This window comes from Pseudomonas sp. NFACC08-1, from assembly GCF_900106735.1.
Lineage (GTDB): Bacteria > Pseudomonadota > Gammaproteobacteria > Pseudomonadales > Pseudomonadaceae > Aquipseudomonas > Aquipseudomonas fluorescens_Q.
Genome location: NZ_FNNL01000011.1, coordinates 13,286 through 33,445, shown reverse-complemented (window position 1 = coordinate 33,445; position 20,160 = coordinate 13,286). Strand labels below are relative to the sequence as shown.

The window sequence follows — 20,160 nt, the reverse complement described above, 5'->3', positions numbered from 1 at the left end:
CTCATCGCTTTTTTGGGGCCGCTTCGCGACCCAGCGGGAGCAAGCTCCCTCGCCACAGGTCCCAGGCTACCTTCCAGAGTGTGGGAGCTATCAGAAGTCAGGCCAACGCAGTCTCGGCCGGCGAAACAATACTGGTCTTGCCGCCACGCGAGCGTCCGGAGCTTAGGTATTCGGCGATCGATTCCTGGGTGACCTCGCCGAGGAACACCCGCTCGGCGTCCATCACCGGTAGCCACGAACGGTTGAACTCGTACATGCGCGACAGCAGGATGCGCAGGTGTTCGTCGTAGGCGGCGGTGGCGTTGAATTCGCGCAAGTATTGTCCGCAGGTGCCGGTCTGGCGGTACAGGTCGCGACGGCGTACATAGCCCAGGGCCTTGTTCTCGGCACAGGTGACCACCATGTAGCGACGGTCATGTTCGTCCATCAACTCCAGTGCCTCACTCACTGGTGTCTCGGGGCTGACCGACGGGGCGTTGTCCGCCGCGTCTTCGGCCTTGACCAGCAACAGGCGCTTGAGCGTGCTGTCCTGGCCGACGAAACTGCTGACGAACTCGTCGGCCGGATGCGCCAGCAACGTGTCCGGGTGATCGAACTGGACCAGCTTGCCCGCGCGGAAGATCGCAATCTTGTCCCCCAGCTTGATCGCCTCGTCGATGTCGTGGCTGACCATGATCACGGTCTTGTTCAGCGCCCGTTGCATCTCGAAGAACTCGTTCTGGATCATCTCGCGGTTGATCGGGTCCACCGCGCCGAAGGGTTCGTCCATCAGCAACAGCGGCGCATCGGCCGCCAAGGCACGGATCACGCCGATCCGTTGCTGCTGACCGCCCGACAGTTCGCGAGGGTAGCGATGCAGGTACTGCTTGGGTTCGAGCTTGATCATGCTCATCAATTCGCGGGCACGGTCGTGGCATTTCTGCTTGTCCCAGCCCAGCAGGCGCGGGACCACCGTGATGTTCTCCTCGATGGTCATGTTCGGGAACAGGCCGATCTGCTGGATCACGTAGCCGATGTTGCGGCGCAGGGTCACTTCGTCCAGGCCGGTGGTGTCCTCGCCGTTGATCAACACTTTGCCCGAAGTGGGCGGGATCAGGCGGTTGATCATCTTCAGCGTGGTGCTTTTGCCGCAGCCCGACGGCCCGAGGAACACGCAGATCTCGCCTTCGTTGACGATCAGGTTCACCGAGTCCACGGCCTTGACGTCTTTGCCGTTGCTCTTGAAGGTTTTGCTGAGGTTTTGAAGTTCGATCATTTCAATAGTCCTTTTGGGGTCAGCGAGCGTTGCAGCCACTGCAGGAGCAGGTCGGCGAAGATGGCCAGGAGACTGACCAGCACGGCGCCGACGATCAGCATCGACATGTCGCTGCGGCTGATGGAAGCGAGGATGAGCACGCCCAGGCCACCGGCACCGATGGTGGCGGCGATGGTCATGACGCCGATGTTCATGACCACGGCGGTGCGCACACCGGCCAGGATCACCGGCACGGCGATGGGCAGTTCGACCATGCGCAGGCGCTGGCCGAAGGTCATGCCGATGCCGCGGGCGGCTTCACGGATGCCCGGTTCGACGCCGGTCAGGGCCAGGTAGGTGTTGCGCATGATCGGCAACAGCGAATAGAGAAACACCGCGGTGATCGCCGGCATCGGGCCCAGGCCTTGGCCGAATTTGGAATAAAACGGCAGCAACAGGCCGAACAGCGCGATCGACGGAATCGTCAGCAGCACGGTGGCGCTGGCCTGTAACGGGCCCGCGAGCGTCGGGAAGCGGGTCATGAAGATGCCCAGCGGCACGCCGACCACGATGGCCAGGGTCACGGCGATGCCCACCAGGGTGATGTGCTGCCAGGTCAGGTGCAGCACCAGCGGCCAGTCCAGATGGGAAAAGGCGTCAAGAAAATCCATGGCTTTTCCTCCAGGTCATTGGGGTGAGAGCAGCGAATGCTGGCGCAGGAAATCAGCGGCAACGGTGGAAGGGCTTTCGTGGTTGACGTCCACGCGGGCGTTGAGCTGGCGCATGGTTTCATCGTCGAACAGCTCGGCCAGGGGCTTGAGCTGCGCGGCCAGTTGCGGGTGCGCGTCGAGGTACGCCTGGCGCACCACCGGCGCGGCGGTGTAGTCGGGGAAGTAATGCTTGTCGTCTTCCAGCAACTTCAGCTTGAACGCGTTCAACCGGCCGTCGGTGGTATACACCAGGCCCGCGAACACCTGGCCGTTGCGCAGGGCGGTGTAGACCAGGCCTGCGTCCATCTGCCGGATGTTCTGGCGGGTCAGGTTCATGCCGTACTGCTCGACCATGCCCGCCAGGCCGTCGGAGCGGTTGGCGAACTCGGTGTCCAGGGCCACCAGATGATTGTCAGCGGCTTCGGCCTGCAGCACCGTGTTCAATTGGCTGATGCTGTTGATCTGCGGGTACTGACGGGCGATTTTTTCCGGCAGGGCCAGGGCGTAGGTGTTGCTGAATTTCGACGGTGTCAGCCAGACCAGGCCTTTTTTCGCGTCGAGTTCTTTCACCCGGGCGTAGGACTGGGCGCTATCGAGTTTTTCCGTAACGTGGTTGTAGGCCACCAGCGACACGCCGGTGTATTCCCAGAGCATGTCCAGTTGCCCGGTTTCATGGGCGCTGCGGGCCAGGTTGCTGCCCAGGCCACCGGTGATCTGCGCGTCGTAGCCCTTGCTGCGCAGGTATTGCGCGGTGATTTCCGCCAGCAGCGTCTGTTCGGTGAACACCCGGGCGCCAAGGCGGATCAGCGGTTTTTCTGCGGCTTGGGCGAATCCTGCGAACAGCAGCACGCAGCCCAGTATCAAGCTCAACTTCTTCATAAACGATTTCCTTTATCCAGCCGGCTTATGACGGCTGCAGACCGCGTTCCAGCCAGAGGCGGCTGGCCAGTGTCACCAGCCCGTCGAGCAACAACGCCAACAGGGCGGTGCAGGCCGCGCCGAGCAGCAGCTGCGGCTGGTTGTTCAAGGCGATGCCGGGGAAGATCAGGCTGCCGAGGCTGTTGGCGCCGATCAGGAACGCCAGCGGCGCGGTGCCGACGTTGATCGCCAGGGCCACGCGCACGCCACCGACGATGATGGGCACGGCGTTGGGCAACTCGACTTTCCACAGCACCTGGCGCGGGGTCATGCCGATGCCGACGGCGGCTTCCTTGAGGGAGCCCTGGACGTTTTTCAGGCCTTCATAAGTGTTGCGCACGATGGGCAACAGCGAGGCGAGGAACAGGGCGAAGATGGCGGGACCGCTGCCGATGCCCAGGATGCCCAGGGCGATGGCCAGCACGGCCAGGGGCGGCACGGTGTTGCCGATGTTGAACACTTGCATGAAGCGTTCGGCGCGCCCGACCATGCCGGGGCGGCTGAGGGCGATGCCAGCGGGAATGCCCACGAGCAGGGCCGCCAGCATGGAGGCCAGGACAAGCAGCAGGTGCGCTTGCAGGTAGAACAGCAGATCGTCGTGGTAGCGTTGGATCGTATCGATGCCGATCCAGTGGACCAACAGGGCCAGGAGCGCGACGACGACCGCACCCCCGATAAGCCCTTTGCCATAGCGGATAGCCACAGGCGGACTCCTTTGTCTTTCAGTCGGCGCACGCTTTCCCGGGCGGCAAACCATCACTGGTTGCCGGGAAAACGTTCGCGAGAAGCAGCTCTTTTCCATACCGGTAAAACGGCAGGTAAATCGAGCCATGAGCGCAGCCTCGTCAGGCTAACTTGCTGATTTTTCAGACCCTGACGAACAGCCGTAGCAGGGTGGTGGACGCCTCCACGCGGCTAAAGGTTCCCATGCCAGGGAAGATCTGGCCACCCTGGATGTGCTCAACGGTTCGGTTCCTGGCGCAAGTTGAGCTATAATCGCCGCCCTTTTTTGAATCACCTGCCAGGCGATTTCCCATGACCAAACAGGCCGCCGAAGTCGCGAAACGCCGCACTTTCGCCATTATTTCCCACCCCGATGCCGGTAAGACCACCATCACCGAGAAGCTCTTGCTGATGGGCAAGGCGATCGCGATTGCCGGCACGGTGAAATCTCGCAAGTCCGACCGCCATGCCACCTCCGACTGGATGGAAATGGAAAAACAACGGGGTATTTCCATTACCACGTCGGTCATGCAGTTCCCGTATCGCGACCACATGATCAACCTGCTCGACACCCCGGGCCACGAAGACTTCTCCGAAGACACCTACCGCACCCTGACGGCAGTGGACTCGGCATTGATGGTCCTCGACGGCGGTAAAGGTGTCGAGCCACGGACCATCGCGCTGATGGACGTCTGCCGTCTGCGGGACACGCCGATTGTCAGCTTCATCAACAAACTCGACCGTGACATCCGCGACCCGATCGAATTGCTCGACGAGATCGAAGCGGTGCTGAAGATCAAGGCCGCGCCGATCACCTGGCCGATCGGCTGCTACCGCGACTTCAAGGGTGTGTACCATCTGGCCGACGACTACATCATTGTCTACACCGCCGGTCACGGGCATGAGCGCACCGAGGTGAAGATCATCGAGAAGCTCGACTCCGATGAAGCCCGCGCGCACCTGGGCGACGAGTACGATCGTTTCGTCGAGCAATTGGAGCTGGTGCAGGGCGCCTGCCACGAGTTCAACCAGCAGGAATTCCTCGACGGTCAACTGACCCCGGTGTTCTTCGGGACCGCGTTGGGCAACTTCGGTGTGGACCATGTGCTCGACGCCGTGGTCAATTGGGCACCACGCCCGCTGGCCCGCGTTGCCAACGAGCGCACCGTGGAACCGGTGGAAGAGAAGTTCTCGGGCTTCGTGTTCAAGATCCAGGCGAACATGGACCCCAAGCACCGCGACCGCATCGCCTTCATGCGCATCTGCTCCGGCAAATACGAAAAAGGCATGAAGATGCGCCATGTGCGCACTGGCAAGGACGTGCGCATCGGCGACGCCTTGACCTTCTTCTCCTCGGAACGCGAACAACTGGAAGAAGCCTTCGCCGGTGACATCATCGGCCTGCATAACCACGGCACCATCCAGATCGGCGACACCTTCACCGAAGGCGAAACCCTGGGCTTTACCGGCATCCCGCACTTCGCCCCGGAACTGTTCCGCCGCGTGCGCCTGAAGGATCCGCTCAAGTCCAAGCAATTGCGCCAGGGCCTCCAGCAACTGGCCGAAGAGGGCGCCACCCAGGTGTTCTTCCCGACTCGCAGCAACGACATCATCCTCGGTGCGGTCGGTGTGCTGCAGTTCGACGTGGTCGCCAGCCGCTTGAAAGAAGAATACAAGGTCGAGTGCTCCTATGAGCCGATCACCGTGTACTCCGCCCGTTGGGTCGAATGCGGCGACAAGAAGAAACTCGAGGAGTTTTCCAACAAGGCCGTGGAAAACCTCGCCTTGGACGGCGGCGGTCACCTGACCTACCTGGCCCCGACCCGGGTCAACCTGGCGCTGATGGAAGAGCGCTGGCCGGATGTGAAATTCCGGGCGACGCGTGAGCATCATTAAGCCTTGAGCTTCATCCCCCAAACCCCGTAGCGAAATCTGCGGGGTTTTTTATTCCCTCCGGGTCTCGTCCATAAGCCACTCACTTGTGGGAACCAGCTTGCTCGCGATAGCGGTGGGTCATCATGCCAGGATGTTAAATGTGCCGGCCTCTTCGCGAGCAAGCCCGCTCCCGCATGGAATGTTGGGTGTTAGTTGGTTTGGAGATAACACTTATTCGAAACCAATCTGTCGCGTTGTGGCATTTCTAACGGTTATCGAGCGTCCTATCTGGTGAACCGGCCTGTTCAGAACTAGATTTTCTTGAGCGCCGTCAGGCCCCGGCTTCATCCGGAAAAGAAGGAATTGGCTATGAACATGTTTCTACGCATGATGTTTTTGCTGAAGGTTTTGGTGATGCTGTCCCTGGGGTCTACCGCGGCATGGGCTGAATGTGATGAGCATGAGCAGCACGCGTCGAGTGGCTCGGTAGTTCAGGGTGAGTTGATGCTTGCCGCGACCGATGCGGACGCCGGTGATCCGGACGATGGTGAGGATGATGATGGTTCGCCCGTCGATCCGCCGGACGGTGATGAGGATGAAGAGGGTGAAGAGAGCGATAGCCAGACGTAGATCTCTGACCTGAAGAAAACCCCTCCAGCCCCAACTGAGACTCAGTTTGGGCTGGAGGGGTTTTTCATGCAGGGCGCATAATCCAAAGCGAAGACTTACCCCTGTGGCGAGGGAGCTTGCTCCCGCTGGACTGCGCAGCAGGCCCAAAAAAGAGGGTCCGCTTCGCGGCCCAGCGGGAGCAAGCTCCCTCGCCACAAGTGCTCTATTTGCCTTTTGCCTTTTGCCTTACGCCGCGCCGTCGAGGAACCGCTCGGCGTAGTGACACGCCACCAGGCGGTTATCGAGTGGCCGCAACGCCGGTTCTTCGGTCTTGCAGCGCTCGGTGGCGTACGGGCAGCGCTTGTGGAAGGCGCAGCCGGACGGTGGGTTGAGCGGGTTGGGCAGTTCGCCGACGATCTTGATCTTCGGCTTGTTCGGGTCCGGGTGGATGGTCGGGGTGGCCGACAGCAGCGCCTGGGTGTATGGGTGCAGCGGGCGGCTGTAGATGGACTCGTTGGGGCCCATTTCCACCGGACGACCGAGGTACATCACCATCACGTCGTCGGCCACGTGCTGTACCACCGCCAGGTTGTGGGAAATGAACACGTAGGCGGTGTTGAACTCCTGCTGCAAATCCATGAACAGGTTGAGCACCTGGGCCTGGATCGACACGTCCAACGCCGACGTCGGTTCGTCCGCCACCAGCACCTTGGGTTGCAGCATCATGGCGCGGGCCAGGGCGATGCGCTGGCGCTGGCCGCCGGAGAACATGTGCGGGTAGCGCTGGTAATGCTCAGGACGCAAGCCCACCTGCTTCATCATCGCCTGGACTTTTTCGCGCCGCTCAGTCGCTGACAGCTTGGTATTGATCAACAACGGCTCGGCCAGTTGATCACCGATCTTCTGCCGTGGGTTGAGCGAGGCGTAAGGGCTCTGGAATACCATCTGTACATCTTTGCGCAGTTGCTTGCGTTCGGCCTTGTTGGCGCCGGCGACTTCCTGGCCGGCGATTTTCAGGGAGCCGGCGGACGGTTCCTCGATCAGCGTCAGGGCCCGGGCCAGGGTGGATTTGCCGCAACCGGATTCACCCACCACGGCCAGGGTCTTGCCGGCCTCCAATTCGAACGACACGCCATTGAGGGCGCGAACGGTCGCATGGCCCTTGAACATGCCGCGGGACACTTCGTAATGACGGGTCAGGTCACGGGCGGTAAGTACGACGGCCATCACGCCACCTCCTGGTTCAACGGGTAGAAGCAGCGGGCGAGGCTGGCGGTTTTCGGATCAAGGGCGGGGCGTTGTACGCGGCAGTTATCCTGCACGTACGGGCAGCGCGGCGACAGCAGACAACCCTGCGGACGGTCGTAGCGACCGGGCACGATGCCCGGCAGCGTCGCCAGGCGCTCGGCGCCCATGCTGTGCTCCGGAATCGCTGCCAGCAGTGCTTCGCTGTACGGGTGGGCCGGGATGTCGAACAGCTCAGGCACCTTGCCCACTTCCACGGCTTGGCCGGCGTACATCACGCACACACGCTGGGCGGTTTCGGCGACCACGGCCAGGTCGTGGGTGATCAGCACCAGGCCCATGTCCTGTTCTTTTTGCAAGGCCAGCAGCAGGTCCATGATCTGCGCCTGGATGGTCACGTCCAGGGCAGTGGTCGGTTCGTCGGCGATCAACAGTTTCGGCTCGCCGGCAATCGCCATGGCAATCGCCACCCGTTGGCTCATACCGCCGGACAACTGATGAGGGTAGGCGTCCATGCGGCTTGCGGCGCCGGGGATCTCGACTTTTTCCAGCAGTTCGATGGCGCGCTTGCGGGCGGCCTTGCCGGACATTTTCAGGTGCAGGCGCAGCACTTCTTCGATCTGGAAACCCACGGTGTAGCTGGGGTTGAGCGCGGTCATCGGGTCCTGGAAGACCATCGCCAAGTCTTTGCCGACGATCTGCCGACGTTGGCGGTTGCTCAGCTTGAGCATGTTCTTGCCGTCGAAGTTCAGCGCATCGGCGGTGACGATGCCGGGGTGCTCGATCAGGCCCATCAGCGCCATCATGGTCACCGATTTACCCGAGCCTGATTCGCCGACGATGGCCAGTACTTCGCCTTTTTCCACGCTCAGGTCCAGACCGTCGACCACCGGCACGGCGGTGGCGTCGCCGAAGCGAACGTTGAGATTCTTGATTTCTAACAGTGACATGGGAATCTCCTCAGGCGGCATTCTTGAGTTTCGGGTCCAGCGCATCGCGCAAACCGTCGCCCATCAGGTTGATTGCCAGCACGCTGAGCAAAATGGTCAAGCCAGGCAGGCTCACCACCCACCAGGCGCGTTCGATGTAGTCGCGGGCCGAGGCCAGCATGGTGCCCCACTCCGGGGTGGGCGGCTGGACGCCGAGGCCGAGGAAGCCCAGGGCGGCGGCGTCGAGGATCGCCGAGGAAAAGCTCAGGGTCGCCTGGACGATCAGCGGTGCCATGCAGTTGGGCAGCACGGTGATGAACATCAGGCGCGGCAGGCCGGCACCGGCCAGGCGGGCGGCGGTCACGTAGTCACGGTTCAGCTCACCCATCACCGCGGCGCGGGTCAGGCGCACGTAGGACGGCAGCGAGACGATGGCGATGGCGATCACGGTGTTGATCAGGCCAGGGCCGAGGATGGCGACAATCGCCACGGCCAGCAGCAGCGAAGGCAGGGCCAGCATGATGTCCATCAGGCGCATGATGGTCGGGCCGAGGATGCGCGGGAAGAACCCGGCGAACAGCCCCAGCAGGATGCCCGGGATCAGCGACATCACCACCGACGACAAGCCGATCAGCAGCGACAGGCGCGAACCCTGGATCAGCCGCGAGAGCAAATCGCGGCCCAGTTCGTCGGTGCCCAGCAGGAACTGGATCTGCCCGCCTTCGAGCCAGGCCGGCGGCGTCAGCAGAAAGTCGCGGTACTGCTCGCTCGGGTCGTGAGGCGCGACCCACGGCGCGAAGAGCGCGCAGAACACGATCAGGATCATGAACAGCAACCCGGCCACGGCGCCCTTGTTGCGGGAAAACGCGTGCCAGAATTCTTTGTACGGGGATGGGTACAGCAGGCTTTGATCGACTGCTACCGCGGTAGTTGGAGTACTCATGGTTTTGATCTCAGCGCTGGTGACGGATGCGTGGGTTGGCAAAGCCGTAGAGGATGTCCACGACGAAGTTGACCAGAATCACCAGGCAGGCGATTAACAGGATGCCGTTCTGCACCACGGGATAGTCCCGGGCGCCGATGGCTTCGATCAGCCACTTGCCGATGCCCGGCCAGGAGAAGATCGTTTCGGTCAGGACCGCACCGGCCAGCAGCGTGCCGACCTGCAGGCCGACCACGGTCAGCACCGGGATCAGCGCATTGCGCAGGCCATGCACGAACACCACGCGCGACGGCGACAGGCCTTTGGCCTTGGCGGTGCGGATGTAGTCTTCGCGCAGCACTTCGAGCATCGAGGAGCGGGTCATGCGGGCGATCACCGCCAGCGGAATGGTGCCCAGCACGATGGCCGGCAGGATCAGGTGGTGCAGGGCATCGAGGAACGCGCCTGGCTCGTCGGCCAACAGCGTGTCGATCAGCATGAAGCCGGTTTTCGGCTCGATGTCGTAGAGCAGGTCGATCCGCCCGGACACCGGGGTCCAGCCCAGGGACACCGAGAAGAACATGATCAGGATCAGGCCCCACCAGAAGATTGGCATCGAGTAACCCGCCAGGGAGACGCCCATTACCCCATGGTCGAACAGGGATCCTCGCTTGAGTGCCGCGATCACCCCGGCCAGCAGGCCCAGGATACCGGCGAACAACAGGGCGGCCATGGACAGTTCCAGGGTCGCGGGAAACAGGGAGCTGAACTCGGTCCATACGCTTTCACGGGTACGCAGCGATTCGCCGAGATCGCCCTGGGCCAGTTTGCCGATGTAGTCCAGGTACTGGGCATACAGCGGTTTATTGAGGCCAAGGCGTTCCATTGCCTGAGCATGCATTTCGGGATCGACCCGACGTTCGCCCATCATCACTTCCACGGGGTCGCCGGGGATCATGCGAATCAACGCGAAGGTCAGCAAGGTGATGCCGAAGAACGTGGGGATCAACAATCCCAGTCGGCGGGCAATAAAACTAAACATCTTCAGGTGTACCTCATCAGCCGGTTAGGCGTGCCCGGCAGCCCTCGATAAAGGATGCCGGGCGTTTTCTTATCTACTTCACCTGGGTGGTGGCGAAGTTGTTGGTGGTGAGCGGGCTAATCACATAACCCTCTACGTTGTTGCGCATTGCCGTGAACATGCGGGTGTGGGCCATGCTGATCCACGGTTGGTCCTGGTTGAAAATCACCTGGGCCTGTTCATAGAGCTTCGCGCGCTCCTCGGGGTTCACGGTGGCGCGGGCCTGGTCGATCAGCGCCTGGAATTTCTCGTTGCACCAGCGCGCGTAGTTTTCGCCGTTCTTGGCGGCCTCGCAACTGAGCATAGGCGTCAGGAAGTTATCCGGGTCGCCGTTGTCGCCCGCCCATCCGGCGGACACCATGTCGTGCTCGCCGTTTTTCGCGCGCTTGAGCATTTCGCCCCATTCCATCACGCGGATGTCGACCTTGATCCCGACCTTGGCCAGGTCCGCCTGCATCATCTGCGCGCCGAGCATCGGGTTGGGGTTGGTCGGGCCGCCGCCGTTGCGGGTGAACAGGGTGAACACGGTGCCTTCCGGCACGCCGGCTTCCTTGAGCAACTGGCGGGCTTTGTCCAGATCGCGGGTCGGATTCTTCAGATCGTGGTTGAAGCCCAGCAGTGTCGGTGGGTACGGGTTGACCGCCACGGTGGCGTTGCCCTTGCCGAACAGCGCGTTGACGTAGGCTTCCTTGTCGAAGGCCAGGTCGATGGCTTTGCGCACCCGCACGTCGCTCATGTATTTGTGGCTGGTGTTCAGGGCCGTGTAGGAAACGGTCATCGCGTCCAGCTCGGTGACCTTCAGGTTCGGGTCTTTCTTGATGCTGGGGATGTCGTCGGGCTTGGGGTACAGCGCGATCTGGCACTCGTTGGTCTTGAGTTTCTGCATGCGCACGTTGTTGTCGGTGGCGATGGCCAATACCAGCGCATCGGCTGGCGGCTTGCCACGGAAGTAGTCCGGGTTGGCCTTGAAGCGAACCTGGGCGTCCTTGTTGTAGCGCTGGAAGACGAACGGGCCGGTGCCGACTGGCTTGCTGTTGAGATCGCCGGCCTTGCCGGCCTTGAGCAACTGGTCGGCGTATTCGGCCGGGTAGATCGAGGAGAAGGCCATGGCGATGTCGGCCAGGAACGGCGCTTCGCGGCGGGTCAGGCTGAACTTGACCGTGTGTTCGTCGACTTTCTCCACGCTTTTGAGCAGTTCCTTGAAGCCCATGCTCTCAAAGTAAGGGAAGCCCACGCTCGACAGTTTGTGCCACGGGTGATTCGGGTCCAGCTGGCGCTGGAAGCTCCAGACCACATCGTCGGCGTTCATGTCGCGGGTCGGCTTGAAGTATTCGGTGGTGTGGAACTTGACGCCCTTGCGCAGGTGGAAGGTGTACGTCAGGCCATCGTCACTGATGTCCCAGGATTCGGCCAGGGCCGGAATCACTTCGGTGGTGCCGGGCTTGAAATCGGCCAGGCGATTGAAAATGGTTTCCGCCACGGCGTCGGCGGTGACTGCAGTCGTGTATTGGACCATGTCGAAGCCTTCCGGGCTGGCTTCTGTGCAAACCACCAGGGGTTTGGCCGTGGCGCCAACGGCGACGCTCAGCAATGCGGCGGCGATGGCGGCGCGTAGGGGGTTCATGTTCATCGTCAATCCTCTGCAATCGGGTCAATGGCAAAAGACCGGGCGGTCAACCTTGTGAGTCGACCGCCCGGTGGCAGTTTAGAGAATGTTGAACGGGATGGTGGTGACCAGACGGAACTCGTTGATGCTGCCGTCGAGCTGGTTGCGGCTGGAGCGGTGCTCAGTGTAGGTCGCACGAATCGCCGTGGCCTTCAAAGGACCGCTCTGTACCGCGTAGGAAGCGCCCACGCCGGTTTCGTAGTGATTCTCATCGTCCAGGCCGCGAACGTCATAGGCGGTACCCGTGTAATGGGTGCCGTCGATGCCCCAACCGCGAGCACGGTAAATGTTGAACTTCAGCCCCGGTACGCCGTATTCCGCCATGTTGATGCCGTAGGCGATCTGGAAGGATTTTTCGTTCGGGCCGTTGAAGTCAGACAGCAGGGAGTTGGCCAGGTAGATGCCGTTGGTCTCGTGCAGGTAGTCGAAGTATTCGTTACCGTTCACGGCCTGGTAGGAGAAGGTCAGGCTATGGGCCTGATGGGTCAGGCCCAGCGACAGGGAGAAGGTGTCGTTGTCGATCTCACCCATCTCTTTTTTGCCTTCGTCCACGGTCTTGTAATAGTTCAAGCCGGTGGTCAACGCTAACACTGAAGCGTCTCCCAGTTCGTGGGTGGCGCCGAAATAGTACTGGTTCCAGAAGTCTTCGACCTTAGAGGCGTACAGGCTGGTCTTCAGGCTCTCGAGCGGCTGATAGTTCAGGCCGACGACGCTGACCTTGTCGGTTTCGGCCTTGTTGTCGGTGTACTCGGAGCGGAATTTCGACAGGCTCTGTTCGGTACGCGGCGATACGCGATCAAACACGCCGGCATCGAACGACAGATTGCTGAACTCTTCGCTATGCAGGCTCACACCTTCGAAGCTTGAGGGCAGTGCGCGGTTGCCGATGACATCGACAATTGGCGTGCTGAAGTTTTGGCGTCCGGCGGTCAGGGTGGTGTTGGATACACGAGCCTTGATGTTGGCCAGGCCCAGTTTGCTCCACTGATCCACGGCATCACCGTTGTTCTCCGCCAGCGTACGGTTGCCGCCGTTGGCAATGTCTTTGCGGCTACGGTCCAGTACCACCGCGTTGTAAGCCGCGACTTCGGTGCTGAAACCTACGGTGCCCTGAGTGAACCCCGAGGTGTAGTTGACAATAGTGCCTTGCACCCAGTTGATGCGGCGATCGGTGGGGCGTGTCTCACCGTGCTTCTGATAGCTGAAGTTACCTCGCTTGAGGAGTTCATTGGCGTACCAGTTGCGCGTGGTGCCCCCCAGGCTTTGGCCATCGAGAAAACCCTTGGCTTCGGATTGGGCGCTGGTGCTTGCCAGTTCGGTCGGTACGAAAGCCTGGCTTTGTTGCTCTGCATACGCCGTCGCGGTAACGCTGCTGATGGCCAAGGCCAGTATCGCGGTGCTGCTCAATTTCATCCGTAACGCTCCTTTTCTTGCTTTTTTATGCCGGTCTTTTTGGGTGATCCGGCTATCGGTTTACAACTCATTCACAGCTTGCAAACGTTTGCTTGGCGCCTGATCGGCAAATTGCGGCAAGACGTCGGCACGGGGCTTCCAAAGGAAGCCCGCGCTGTGTGGCTAACGGTTATGGGTTCAGGCTGACGCCCGAAAAGACATTGCGACCGAAGGGGCTGACTTTGAACCCTTCGACTTTGGCACTCAGCGGCTGGTTGACCGTCGAATGGGCAACAGGGGTGATCGGCACTTGCTGCTTGAGCAACTGCTGGGCCTGTTTGTAGAGCACGGTGCGCTGGTCGCGGTCGGTGACGACCTTGGCCTGCTTGATCAGCTTGTCGTAATCCTGGTCGCACCACATGGAGTAGTTGTTGCCGCCAATGGCATCGCAGCTGTACAGCGTGCCCAGCCAGTTATCCGGATCCCCGTTGTCGCCGGTCCAACCGATCAGGCTGACGTCATGCTCGCCGTTCTTGGTGCGCTTGATGTACTCGCCCCATTCGTAGCTGACGATCTTCACCTTCAGGCCGATCTTGGCCCAGTCGGCCTGGAGCATCTCGGCCATCAACTTGGCGTTGGGGTTGTACGGGCGCTGCACGGGCATGGCCCAGAGGGTGATTTCGGTACCTTCCTTGACCCCGGCGGCCTTGAGCAATTCCTTGGCTTTTTCCGGGTTGTAGGGAGCGTCCTTGATGGTGTCATCGTAGGACCATTGGGTCGGCGGCATAGCGTTCTGCGCCAGTTGCCCCGCGCCCTGGTACACGGCGTTGAGAATGCCTTGCTTGTTTACCGCCATGTCCAGTGCCTGGCGCACTTCGACCTGGTCGAACGGCTTGTGGCGGGTGTTATAGGCGATGTAGCCGAGGTTGAAACCGGGCTTCTCGATCAGTTGCAACTTGGGGTCGTTCTTCAAGGCTGGTACGTCGGCCGGACGCGGATGCAGGGTGACCTGGCATTCGTTGGCCTTGAGCTTCTGCACCCGCACCGAGGCGTCGGTGTTGATGGAGAAGATCAGGTTGTTCAGCTTGACCCGCTCCGGCGCCCAGTACTGCTGGTTGGCGACGTAGCGGATGTTGGAGTCTTTCTGGTAGCTCTTGAACTCGAACGGCCCGGTGCCGATCGGCTTCTGGTTGATGTCGCTCGGCTTGCCGTTCTTGAGCAGTTGGTCGGCGTATTCGGCCGAGAGGATCGCGGCAAAACTCATGGCGATGTTCTGGATGAACGCGGCGTCCACGCTGTTGAGGGTCATGACCACGGTCAACGGCCCGGTCGCTTCCACCTTGGCGATGTTCTTGTTCAGGCTCATGCCGTTGAAGTACGGGAACTCGGTGGGGTAGGCCTTGCGGAACGGATGCTGCGGATCGAGCATGCGGTTGAAGGTGAACAGGACGTCGTCGGCGTTGAAATCCCGGGTCGGCGTGAAGTAGTCGGTGGTGTGAAATTTCACCCCTTCGCGCAGGTGGAAGGTGTACTTCAAGCCGTCTTCGGAAATGTCCCAGCTGGTTGCCAGGCCGGGGACGACATTGGTCGCGCCTTTTTCAAACTCGGCCAGGCGGTTGTACAGCGGTTCGGCGGCATCGTTGTCGGTGGCCGTGGTGTATTGCGCGGTGTCGAAACCGGCAGGGCTGCCTTCGGAACAGAACACCAGGCTGCCGCCAGCGGCCTGGGCTGCGGATGTGGCGGCCAACAGGCCGGTGCCCAGCAATGCGGATAAAACCAAGGTATGGCGCATGACGCTCCCTCTCTCGTTCGGGGTGTTTTAACAGTGAACCGCTGTCCTTCCGGGGACCCGGAACACTGAGCTCATTCCATTGCGTCGCGATGCCGCAGGATCAGCAAGCCGTCCAGGCCCCGACGGTAGGAGTCGTGGGCCAGGCGGTAAATGCGTAATGCCTGAAAGACTTGTGGGAAAAGGCGATACGTCCTAAACCAACTGCTGTGGTATGCAGTGCTTTTGGATGTAGGCGATTTCCTGAGTCTTGGCTTAAAGCAACGGCATGCCGTGGGAGCGAGTCCTGCTCGCGATGGCGTTGTGGGTACATTGCCATCGCGCTTGCAAAAGGGGCTGCTACGCAGCCCAGCGGGAGCAAGCTCCCTCGCCACGGGTCACCTTATTTGCTGACGCTGACGCTGACGCCGTAGAAGGAGTTCAAGCCAAATGGGCTGATCTTGAAGTCCTGCACGTTGGCGCGCATGGGTTGATACACCGTCGAGTGAGCGATAGGTGTCATGGGCACGGCATCCTTGAGGACGTGTTGTGCCTGTTTGTACAGTTCGGTGCGCTTGGCCTGGTCGGTGGTGCGCTTGGCTTCCTTGACCAGACCGTCGAATTTCTTGTCGCACCATTTGGAGAAGTTGTTGCCGGCCAGCGAGTCGCAGCCGAACAGCACGTTGAGCCAGTTGTCCGGGTCACCGTTGTCACCGCTCCAGCCGATGATCATCGCCTGGTTCTCGCCGCCCTTGGAGCGCTTGATGTACTCGCCCCATTCGTAGCTGACGATGTTGACGTTCAGGCCGATTTTCTTCCAGTCGGACTGCAGCATCTCGGCCATCAGCTTGGCGTTCGGGTTGTACGGACGCTGGACCGGCATCGCCCACAGGGTGATGTTGGTGCCTTCCTTGACGCCGGCCTCCTTGAGCAGCTCCTTGGCTTTCTCAGGGTCGTACTTGGCGTCCTTGATGGTGGTGTCGTAGGACCATTGGGTCGGCGGCATGGCGTTGACCGCCAGCTGGCCGGCGCCCTGGTAGACGGAGTCAATGATCTGTGGCTTGTTGACCGCCATGTCCAGCGCCTGGCGGACTTTCAGGTTGGCCAGCACGTTCGGCTCGTTGCTGCCCTTGATCTTGTCCATCACGTTATAGGCGATGTAGCCCAGGTTGAAGCCAGCCTGGTCAGGCATCTTCAGTGCCTTGTCTTCCTTCAGCGCCTTGAGGTCGGCCGGACGTGGGAAGAGGGTGATCTGACACTCGTTCTTCTTCAGCTTCTGCATGCGCACCGACGGGTCGGTGGTGATGGCGAAGATCAGGTTGTCGATCTTCACGTCGTCAGGCTTCCAGTAGTCCTTGTTCCCGGTGTAGCGGATGTTGGAGTCTTTCTGGTAGCTCTTGAACACGAACGGGCCAGTGCCGACCGGCTTCTGGTTGATGTCGGGGGCCTTGCCTTCCTTGAGCAACTGGGCGGCGTATTCGGCGGACTGGATCGAGGCGAAGCTCATGGCCATGTTCTGGATGAACGCGGCGTCGACATCCTTGAGGGTGAACTTGACGGTGTGGTCGTCGACTTTATCGATCTGGGTGATGTTGGTGTCCATCCCCATGTCGGTGAAGTACGGGAATTCGGTCGGGTACGCCTTACGGAACGGGTCGTCCTTGTTGATCATGCGATTGAAGGTGAACAGCACGTCGTCGGCGTTGAATTCGCGGGTCGGCTTGAAGTACGGGGTGGTGTGGAACTTGACGCCTTCACGCAGGTGGAAGGTGTAGGTCAGGCCGTCGTCGGAAATATCCCACTTGGTCGCCAGGCCAGGAATCACAGCTGTGCCGCCGCGTTCGAACTGGGTCAGGCGGTTGAACATGGTCTCTGCGGAGGCGTCGAAGTCGGTTCCGGTGGTGTACTGACCCGGGTCAAAACCGGCCGGGCTCCCTTCGGAGCAGAACACCAGGTTAGTCGCGGCTTGGGCGAAAGGTGCGCTGGCTAATAAGCTCGCGCCGACTAAAAACGGAATGACCGCTTGTTTAAGCATGTTGGCCTCATGATTTGTTGTCATTTTTGGATTTGAGGGCGACCTCGTGAGTCGTCCTGCGGATACTTATGCAGGCCCCATACCCAATGCAAGATCCAGAGCGGTTGCAAGTCTGAAACAGTGGCACGAACGTACCTTAATGTCGCATTCGTGTAACTTCTGACGCAGTTGACCGTTTGCGGGTGTTTTTTTGGCGCCAAAATCGCCCTTTGTCGGTGCGTCGCGCAGCCGCGGCGCACCGGTTTGGCTCGGGTGTTACTTCGTCAAACCCACGCCGTAGAAGGGTGTCAGGCCGAATGGGCTGAGTTTGAAATCCACCACTTTCCTGTTTACTGGCTGGAAGACCGTGGAGTTAGCGATGGGCGTGATCGGCACCTGTTGCTTGAGGATTTTCTGCGCTTGCCGGTATAAATCGATCCGTTGCTGGCGGTCGGTCGAGACTTTGGCCTGCTGGATCAGTTGGTCATACGCCGGGTCGCACCACTTGGCGTAGTTACTGCCCTTGACCGCCGCGCAGCTGTACAGCACACCCAGCCAGTTGTCCGGGTCGCCGTTGTCGCCGGTCCAGCCGTAAATCATTGCGTCATGTTCGCCATTTTTTGCGCGCTTGATGTATTCGCCCCATTCATAGCTGACGATGTTGGCTTTGATGCCAATCTTGGCCCAGTCCTGCTGGATCATCTGCGCAGACATTCGCGCATTGGGGTTGGAGGCGCGCTGCACCGTCATCGCCCATAAATCGATGGTTGTACCGGGCGCAACTCCGGACTCCTTGAGTAGCGCCTTGGCCTTGGTCACGTCATGGGGCGCGTCCTTGATATTGGGATCGAACGACCATTGGGCCGGTGGCAAGGCGTTTTTCGCCAGTTGCCCGGCACTTTGGTAAACGGCCTTGATGATCGCCGGCTTGTCGATGGCCATGTCCAGCGCCTGGCGGACCTTGAGCTGATCCAGGGGCGGGTGCGTGACGTTGTAGGCCAGGAAACCCAGGTTGAACCCCGGTTGCTTGAGCACTTGCAGGTTCGGGTCTTGCTCCATCACTTCGATGTCGGCCGGGCGCGGGTAACCACTGACCTGGCATTCGCCGCGCTTGAGCTTTTGCAGGCGCACGGCGGCGTCCGGGGTGATGGAAAAAATCAGGTTGTCGAGTTTCACGTCCTCGGGTTTCCAGTACGCCGTGTTGCCGGCGTAGCGGATCTGCGAGTCCTTCTGGTAGCGCTTGAACACGAACGGCCCGGTGCCGATGGGTTTCTGGTTGAGGTCGCCGGCCTTGCCTTCCTTCAACAACTGCGCCGCGTATTCGGCGGACTGCACGGAGGCAAAACTCATCGCCAGGTTCTGCACGAAGGCGGCGTCGACGTTGTTCAGGTTGAAGCGCACGGTGTGCTCGTCGATTTTCTCGACGCTTTTGATCGTGGTGTTCAGGCCCATGTCGGTGAAGTACGGCGACTCGGTGGGGTAGGCCTGGCGGAACGGGTGCTGTGGGTCGAGCAGGCGCTGGAAGGTGAACAGCACGTCGTCGGCGTCGAAGTCGCGGCTGGGGGTGAAGTAGTCGGTGGTGTGGAATTTCACGCCATTGCGCAGGTGGAAGGTGTAGGCCAGGCCGTCGGGCGACACGTCCCAACTGGTGGCCAACCCGGGTTCGACTTCGGTGCCGCCGCGCTTGAATTGGGTGAGACGGTTGAAGACGGTTTCGGCCGAGGCGTCGAAGTCGGTGCCGCTGGTGTATTGGCTGGGGTCGAACCCGGCGGGGCTGGCTTCGGAGCAGTAGACCAGGGTGGTGGCTGCTTGGGCGATTGAGGGGCTGCTGATCAGGGCTAGGGTGAGCAGGAGGGGCTTGAAGGTGGTTCTGTCCATGAAATCCCCTGGGGGTGGTGAGGTTTTCAGGAGAGTAGCGTTGCGGGTGGGGGTGTTGGAAATATCGAAAAGTGAGGGGGGCTGTTGGGTTTGGGTATAGCGCTTTTCGACGAGGCGGCCTTATAGCCGACCTGGCTCTCACGGTCGTACTCCGATCCAATTGTGGGAGCGAGCCTGCTCGCGAAGGCGGCCTGATAGCCGGCCTGGTTCTTTTGGATGTACCCGATTCACCGTTTGAAGCAATACGCCTCCGCCTCGTCTGGCCCCATCCTGTGGCGAGGGAGCTTGCTCCCGCTGGGGCGCGAAGCGGCCCTAAAAGCAGCGGCTCCATACATCTGACACACCGCAGTGTCTGGGTTGGGTCTGCTGCGCAGCCCAGCGGGAGCAAGCTTCCTCGCCACGGGGTTTGCGATGGGTCGGAAGGCTGTATAAATCATTCAGGGGTGTCGGACGGATCTGCTTCTCAGAACGAAACATCCGACAAGCTTTTAAGGTTGTCCCTCGGAAGTGGGCTCTCTAATCTTTTTCCTGTCGCTGCCATTCAGCGACCGGGCGTGAGAAACCCGAATAATAGGCATCCAGCCTCTGTACCTGCATAATTGCCGCCAGCTTATCCGCTGCCTGTAATAGATGCATTATGGCGGCTGTGTGCGGGCAGGCCTCGGTCTGGCCGAGTACCTATTCTCGGATTTCTCACCCCTGCACATAGCTGCCACCACTTTGCCGAGTGAGAAACGGCAAGTGATGGTCCTCATCACTAAATAGGTACAAATCAATGGATAAGTCAGTCCCCGACCCACCGTTCAACATAACCAATCCCCTTTCCGGCTTCGAGGCTATCGAAGACCTACTCAAAGACCGCGCCGCCGCCGAGCGCGCCCTCGATCATTACCTGAATCCAAAAAAACCAGAGCCAAGCACCGATCAGCGCATCGACAGCCTGTTTTCAGTCACCGCCAAGGCCGACACCGATACGCTGCTCACCAGCACTTCGGAAACCCTGGCCTCGATAAAAGCCATGGCCGAGGATCTGGCATTCGAAGTGGAGGGCACGCGCCGGAGCGTGGCGTTGGGGATTCATCAGTTGGTGGAGTTGTGCCAGTTGCTGGTGGACAAGGCGTTGGATCAGGTCGAGGCGCCGGCCAGTTCGGCCTGCCCGCCCACCTAAGGTCGGGCACCGTCCCCGTGGCGAGGGA

16 protein-coding genes are annotated in these 20,160 nt (G+C 60.7%); 3 read left to right on the top strand and 13 right to left on the bottom strand.

Annotated elements, in window-relative coordinates; all coding sequences use genetic code 11:
• Positions 1–97: 97 nt before the first annotated feature.
• Genes BLU76_RS21300 through BLU76_RS21285 form a run of 4 tightly spaced genes read right to left on the bottom strand, consistent with a single transcriptional unit; the run spans position 98 to position 3,565 of the window.
• Complete coding sequence (locus tag BLU76_RS21300; protein WP_092224273.1) at positions 98–1,255, bottom strand: osmoprotectant ABC transporter ATP-binding protein OsmV; 1,158 nt, start codon at positions 1,253–1,255, stop codon at positions 98–100.
• On the bottom strand, positions 1,252–1,905 hold the full coding sequence (locus tag BLU76_RS21295) for an ABC transporter permease (protein ID WP_024616353.1): 654 nt from the start codon (positions 1,903–1,905) through the stop codon (positions 1,252–1,254). The genes BLU76_RS21300 and BLU76_RS21295 overlap by 4 nt, the downstream gene beginning before the upstream one ends.
• A 15-nt stretch (positions 1,906–1,920) precedes the next feature.
• On the bottom strand, positions 1,921–2,823 hold the full coding sequence (locus BLU76_RS21290) for a glycine betaine ABC transporter substrate-binding protein (RefSeq protein WP_092224271.1): 903 nt from the start codon (positions 2,821–2,823) through the stop codon (positions 1,921–1,923).
• A gap of 25 nt (positions 2,824–2,848) precedes the next feature.
• The gene (locus BLU76_RS21285; protein ID WP_092146083.1) at positions 2,849–3,565 is read right to left on the bottom strand and encodes an ABC transporter permease; all 717 of its coding nucleotides are present in this window, start codon (positions 3,563–3,565) and stop codon (positions 2,849–2,851) included.
• A gap of 332 nt (positions 3,566–3,897) precedes the next feature.
• Between BLU76_RS21285 and BLU76_RS21280 the strand changes: the two genes are divergently transcribed.
• Positions 3,898–5,481, top strand: coding sequence for a peptide chain release factor 3 (locus tag BLU76_RS21280; RefSeq protein ID WP_092146081.1), 1,584 nt, complete (start codon positions 3,898–3,900; stop codon positions 5,479–5,481).
• 348 nt (positions 5,482–5,829) lie between these two features.
• Positions 5,830–6,090, top strand: a complete 261-nt coding sequence (locus tag BLU76_RS21275; protein ID WP_063322960.1) for a hypothetical protein — start codon at positions 5,830–5,832, stop codon at positions 6,088–6,090.
• 225 nt (positions 6,091–6,315) lie between these two features.
• Here the strand turns inward: BLU76_RS21275 and BLU76_RS21270 are convergent, their stop codons facing one another.
• The 9 genes from BLU76_RS21270 to BLU76_RS21230 all read right to left on the bottom strand — a co-directional run bounded on the left by BLU76_RS21270 (position 6,316) and on the right by BLU76_RS21230 (position 18,964).
• Positions 6,316–7,296 carry a peptide ABC transporter ATP-binding protein gene (locus BLU76_RS21270; protein WP_092224268.1) on the bottom strand — a complete coding sequence of 327 codons (981 nt, stop codon included), beginning with the start codon at positions 7,294–7,296 and terminating at the stop codon, positions 6,316–6,318.
• Positions 7,296–8,264 (bottom strand): ABC transporter ATP-binding protein, encoded by a 969-nt coding sequence (locus BLU76_RS21265; RefSeq protein ID WP_092224266.1) that lies wholly within the window; start codon positions 8,262–8,264, stop codon positions 7,296–7,298. The genes BLU76_RS21270 and BLU76_RS21265 overlap by 1 nt, the downstream gene beginning before the upstream one ends.
• A 10-nt stretch (positions 8,265–8,274) precedes the next feature.
• A complete protein-coding gene (locus BLU76_RS21260; RefSeq protein ID WP_063322948.1) occupies positions 8,275–9,186 on the bottom strand; it encodes an ABC transporter permease subunit in 912 nt (303 codons plus the stop codon).
• A 10-nt stretch (positions 9,187–9,196) separates the two neighbouring features.
• Positions 9,197–10,207 (bottom strand): ABC transporter permease subunit, encoded by a 1,011-nt coding sequence (locus BLU76_RS21255; protein WP_063322947.1) that lies wholly within the window; start codon positions 10,205–10,207, stop codon positions 9,197–9,199.
• 73 nt (positions 10,208–10,280) lie between these two features.
• Positions 10,281–11,876 (bottom strand): ABC transporter substrate-binding protein, encoded by a 1,596-nt coding sequence (locus BLU76_RS21250; protein ID WP_092146074.1) that lies wholly within the window; start codon positions 11,874–11,876, stop codon positions 10,281–10,283.
• Positions 11,877–11,951: 75 nt separating this feature from the next.
• The gene (locus tag BLU76_RS21245) at positions 11,952–13,325 is read right to left on the bottom strand and encodes an OprD family porin (protein WP_092146072.1); all 1,374 of its coding nucleotides are present in this window, start codon (positions 13,323–13,325) and stop codon (positions 11,952–11,954) included.
• A 169-nt stretch (positions 13,326–13,494) separates the two neighbouring features.
• Positions 13,495–15,096 (bottom strand): ABC transporter substrate-binding protein, encoded by a 1,602-nt coding sequence (locus BLU76_RS21240; protein WP_092146070.1) that lies wholly within the window; start codon positions 15,094–15,096, stop codon positions 13,495–13,497.
• A 379-nt stretch (positions 15,097–15,475) separates the two neighbouring features.
• On the bottom strand, positions 15,476–17,107 hold the full coding sequence (locus BLU76_RS21235) for an ABC transporter substrate-binding protein (RefSeq protein ID WP_092224264.1): 1,632 nt from the start codon (positions 17,105–17,107) through the stop codon (positions 15,476–15,478).
• 255 nt (positions 17,108–17,362) lie between these two features.
• On the bottom strand, positions 17,363–18,964 hold the full coding sequence (locus tag BLU76_RS21230) for an ABC transporter substrate-binding protein (RefSeq protein WP_092224262.1): 1,602 nt from the start codon (positions 18,962–18,964) through the stop codon (positions 17,363–17,365).
• Between the two features lie 775 nt (positions 18,965–19,739).
• On the opposite strand from BLU76_RS21230, the gene BLU76_RS21225 reads away from it, so the two are divergent.
• The gene (locus BLU76_RS21225; protein WP_092224260.1) at positions 19,740–20,132 is read left to right on the top strand and encodes a DUF6124 family protein; all 393 of its coding nucleotides are present in this window, start codon (positions 19,740–19,742) and stop codon (positions 20,130–20,132) included.
• The last annotated feature ends 28 nt before the right edge of the window (positions 20,133–20,160 follow it).

What these genes read in the sequence shown, in the direction of transcription:
- BLU76_RS21265 (WP_092224266.1), bottom strand. Translation starts at nt 8,264, where the DNA reads ATGTCACTGTTAGAAATCAAGAATCTCAACGTTCGCTTCGGCGACGCC.
- BLU76_RS21225 (WP_092224260.1), top strand. Translation starts at nt 19,740, where the DNA reads ATGGATAAGTCAGTCCCCGACCCACCGTTCAACATAACCAATCCCCTT.
- BLU76_RS21295 (WP_024616353.1), bottom strand. Translation starts at nt 1,905, where the DNA reads ATGGATTTTCTTGACGCCTTTTCCCATCTGGACTGGCCGCTGGTGCTG.
- BLU76_RS21270 (WP_092224268.1), bottom strand. Translation starts at nt 7,296, where the DNA reads ATGGCCGTCGTACTTACCGCCCGTGACCTGACCCGTCATTACGAAGTG.
- BLU76_RS21275 (WP_063322960.1), top strand. Translation starts at nt 5,830, where the DNA reads ATGAACATGTTTCTACGCATGATGTTTTTGCTGAAGGTTTTGGTGATG.
- BLU76_RS21250 (WP_092146074.1), bottom strand. Translation starts at nt 11,876, where the DNA reads ATGAACATGAACCCCCTACGCGCCGCCATCGCCGCCGCATTGCTGAGC.
- BLU76_RS21300 (WP_092224273.1), bottom strand. Translation starts at nt 1,255, where the DNA reads ATGATCGAACTTCAAAACCTCAGCAAAACCTTCAAGAGCAACGGCAAA.
- BLU76_RS21240 (WP_092146070.1), bottom strand. Translation starts at nt 15,096, where the DNA reads ATGCGCCATACCTTGGTTTTATCCGCATTGCTGGGCACCGGCCTGTTG.
- BLU76_RS21235 (WP_092224264.1), bottom strand. Translation starts at nt 17,107, where the DNA reads ATGCTTAAACAAGCGGTCATTCCGTTTTTAGTCGGCGCGAGCTTATTA.
- BLU76_RS21290 (WP_092224271.1), bottom strand. Translation starts at nt 2,823, where the DNA reads ATGAAGAAGTTGAGCTTGATACTGGGCTGCGTGCTGCTGTTCGCAGGA.
- BLU76_RS21255 (WP_063322947.1), bottom strand. Translation starts at nt 10,207, where the DNA reads ATGTTTAGTTTTATTGCCCGCCGACTGGGATTGTTGATCCCCACGTTC.
- BLU76_RS21260 (WP_063322948.1), bottom strand. Translation starts at nt 9,186, where the DNA reads ATGAGTACTCCAACTACCGCGGTAGCAGTCGATCAAAGCCTGCTGTAC.
- BLU76_RS21280 (WP_092146081.1), top strand. Translation starts at nt 3,898, where the DNA reads ATGACCAAACAGGCCGCCGAAGTCGCGAAACGCCGCACTTTCGCCATT.
- BLU76_RS21245 (WP_092146072.1), bottom strand. Translation starts at nt 13,325, where the DNA reads ATGAAATTGAGCAGCACCGCGATACTGGCCTTGGCCATCAGCAGCGTT.
- BLU76_RS21230 (WP_092224262.1), bottom strand. Translation starts at nt 18,964, where the DNA reads ATGGACAGAACCACCTTCAAGCCCCTCCTGCTCACCCTAGCCCTGATC.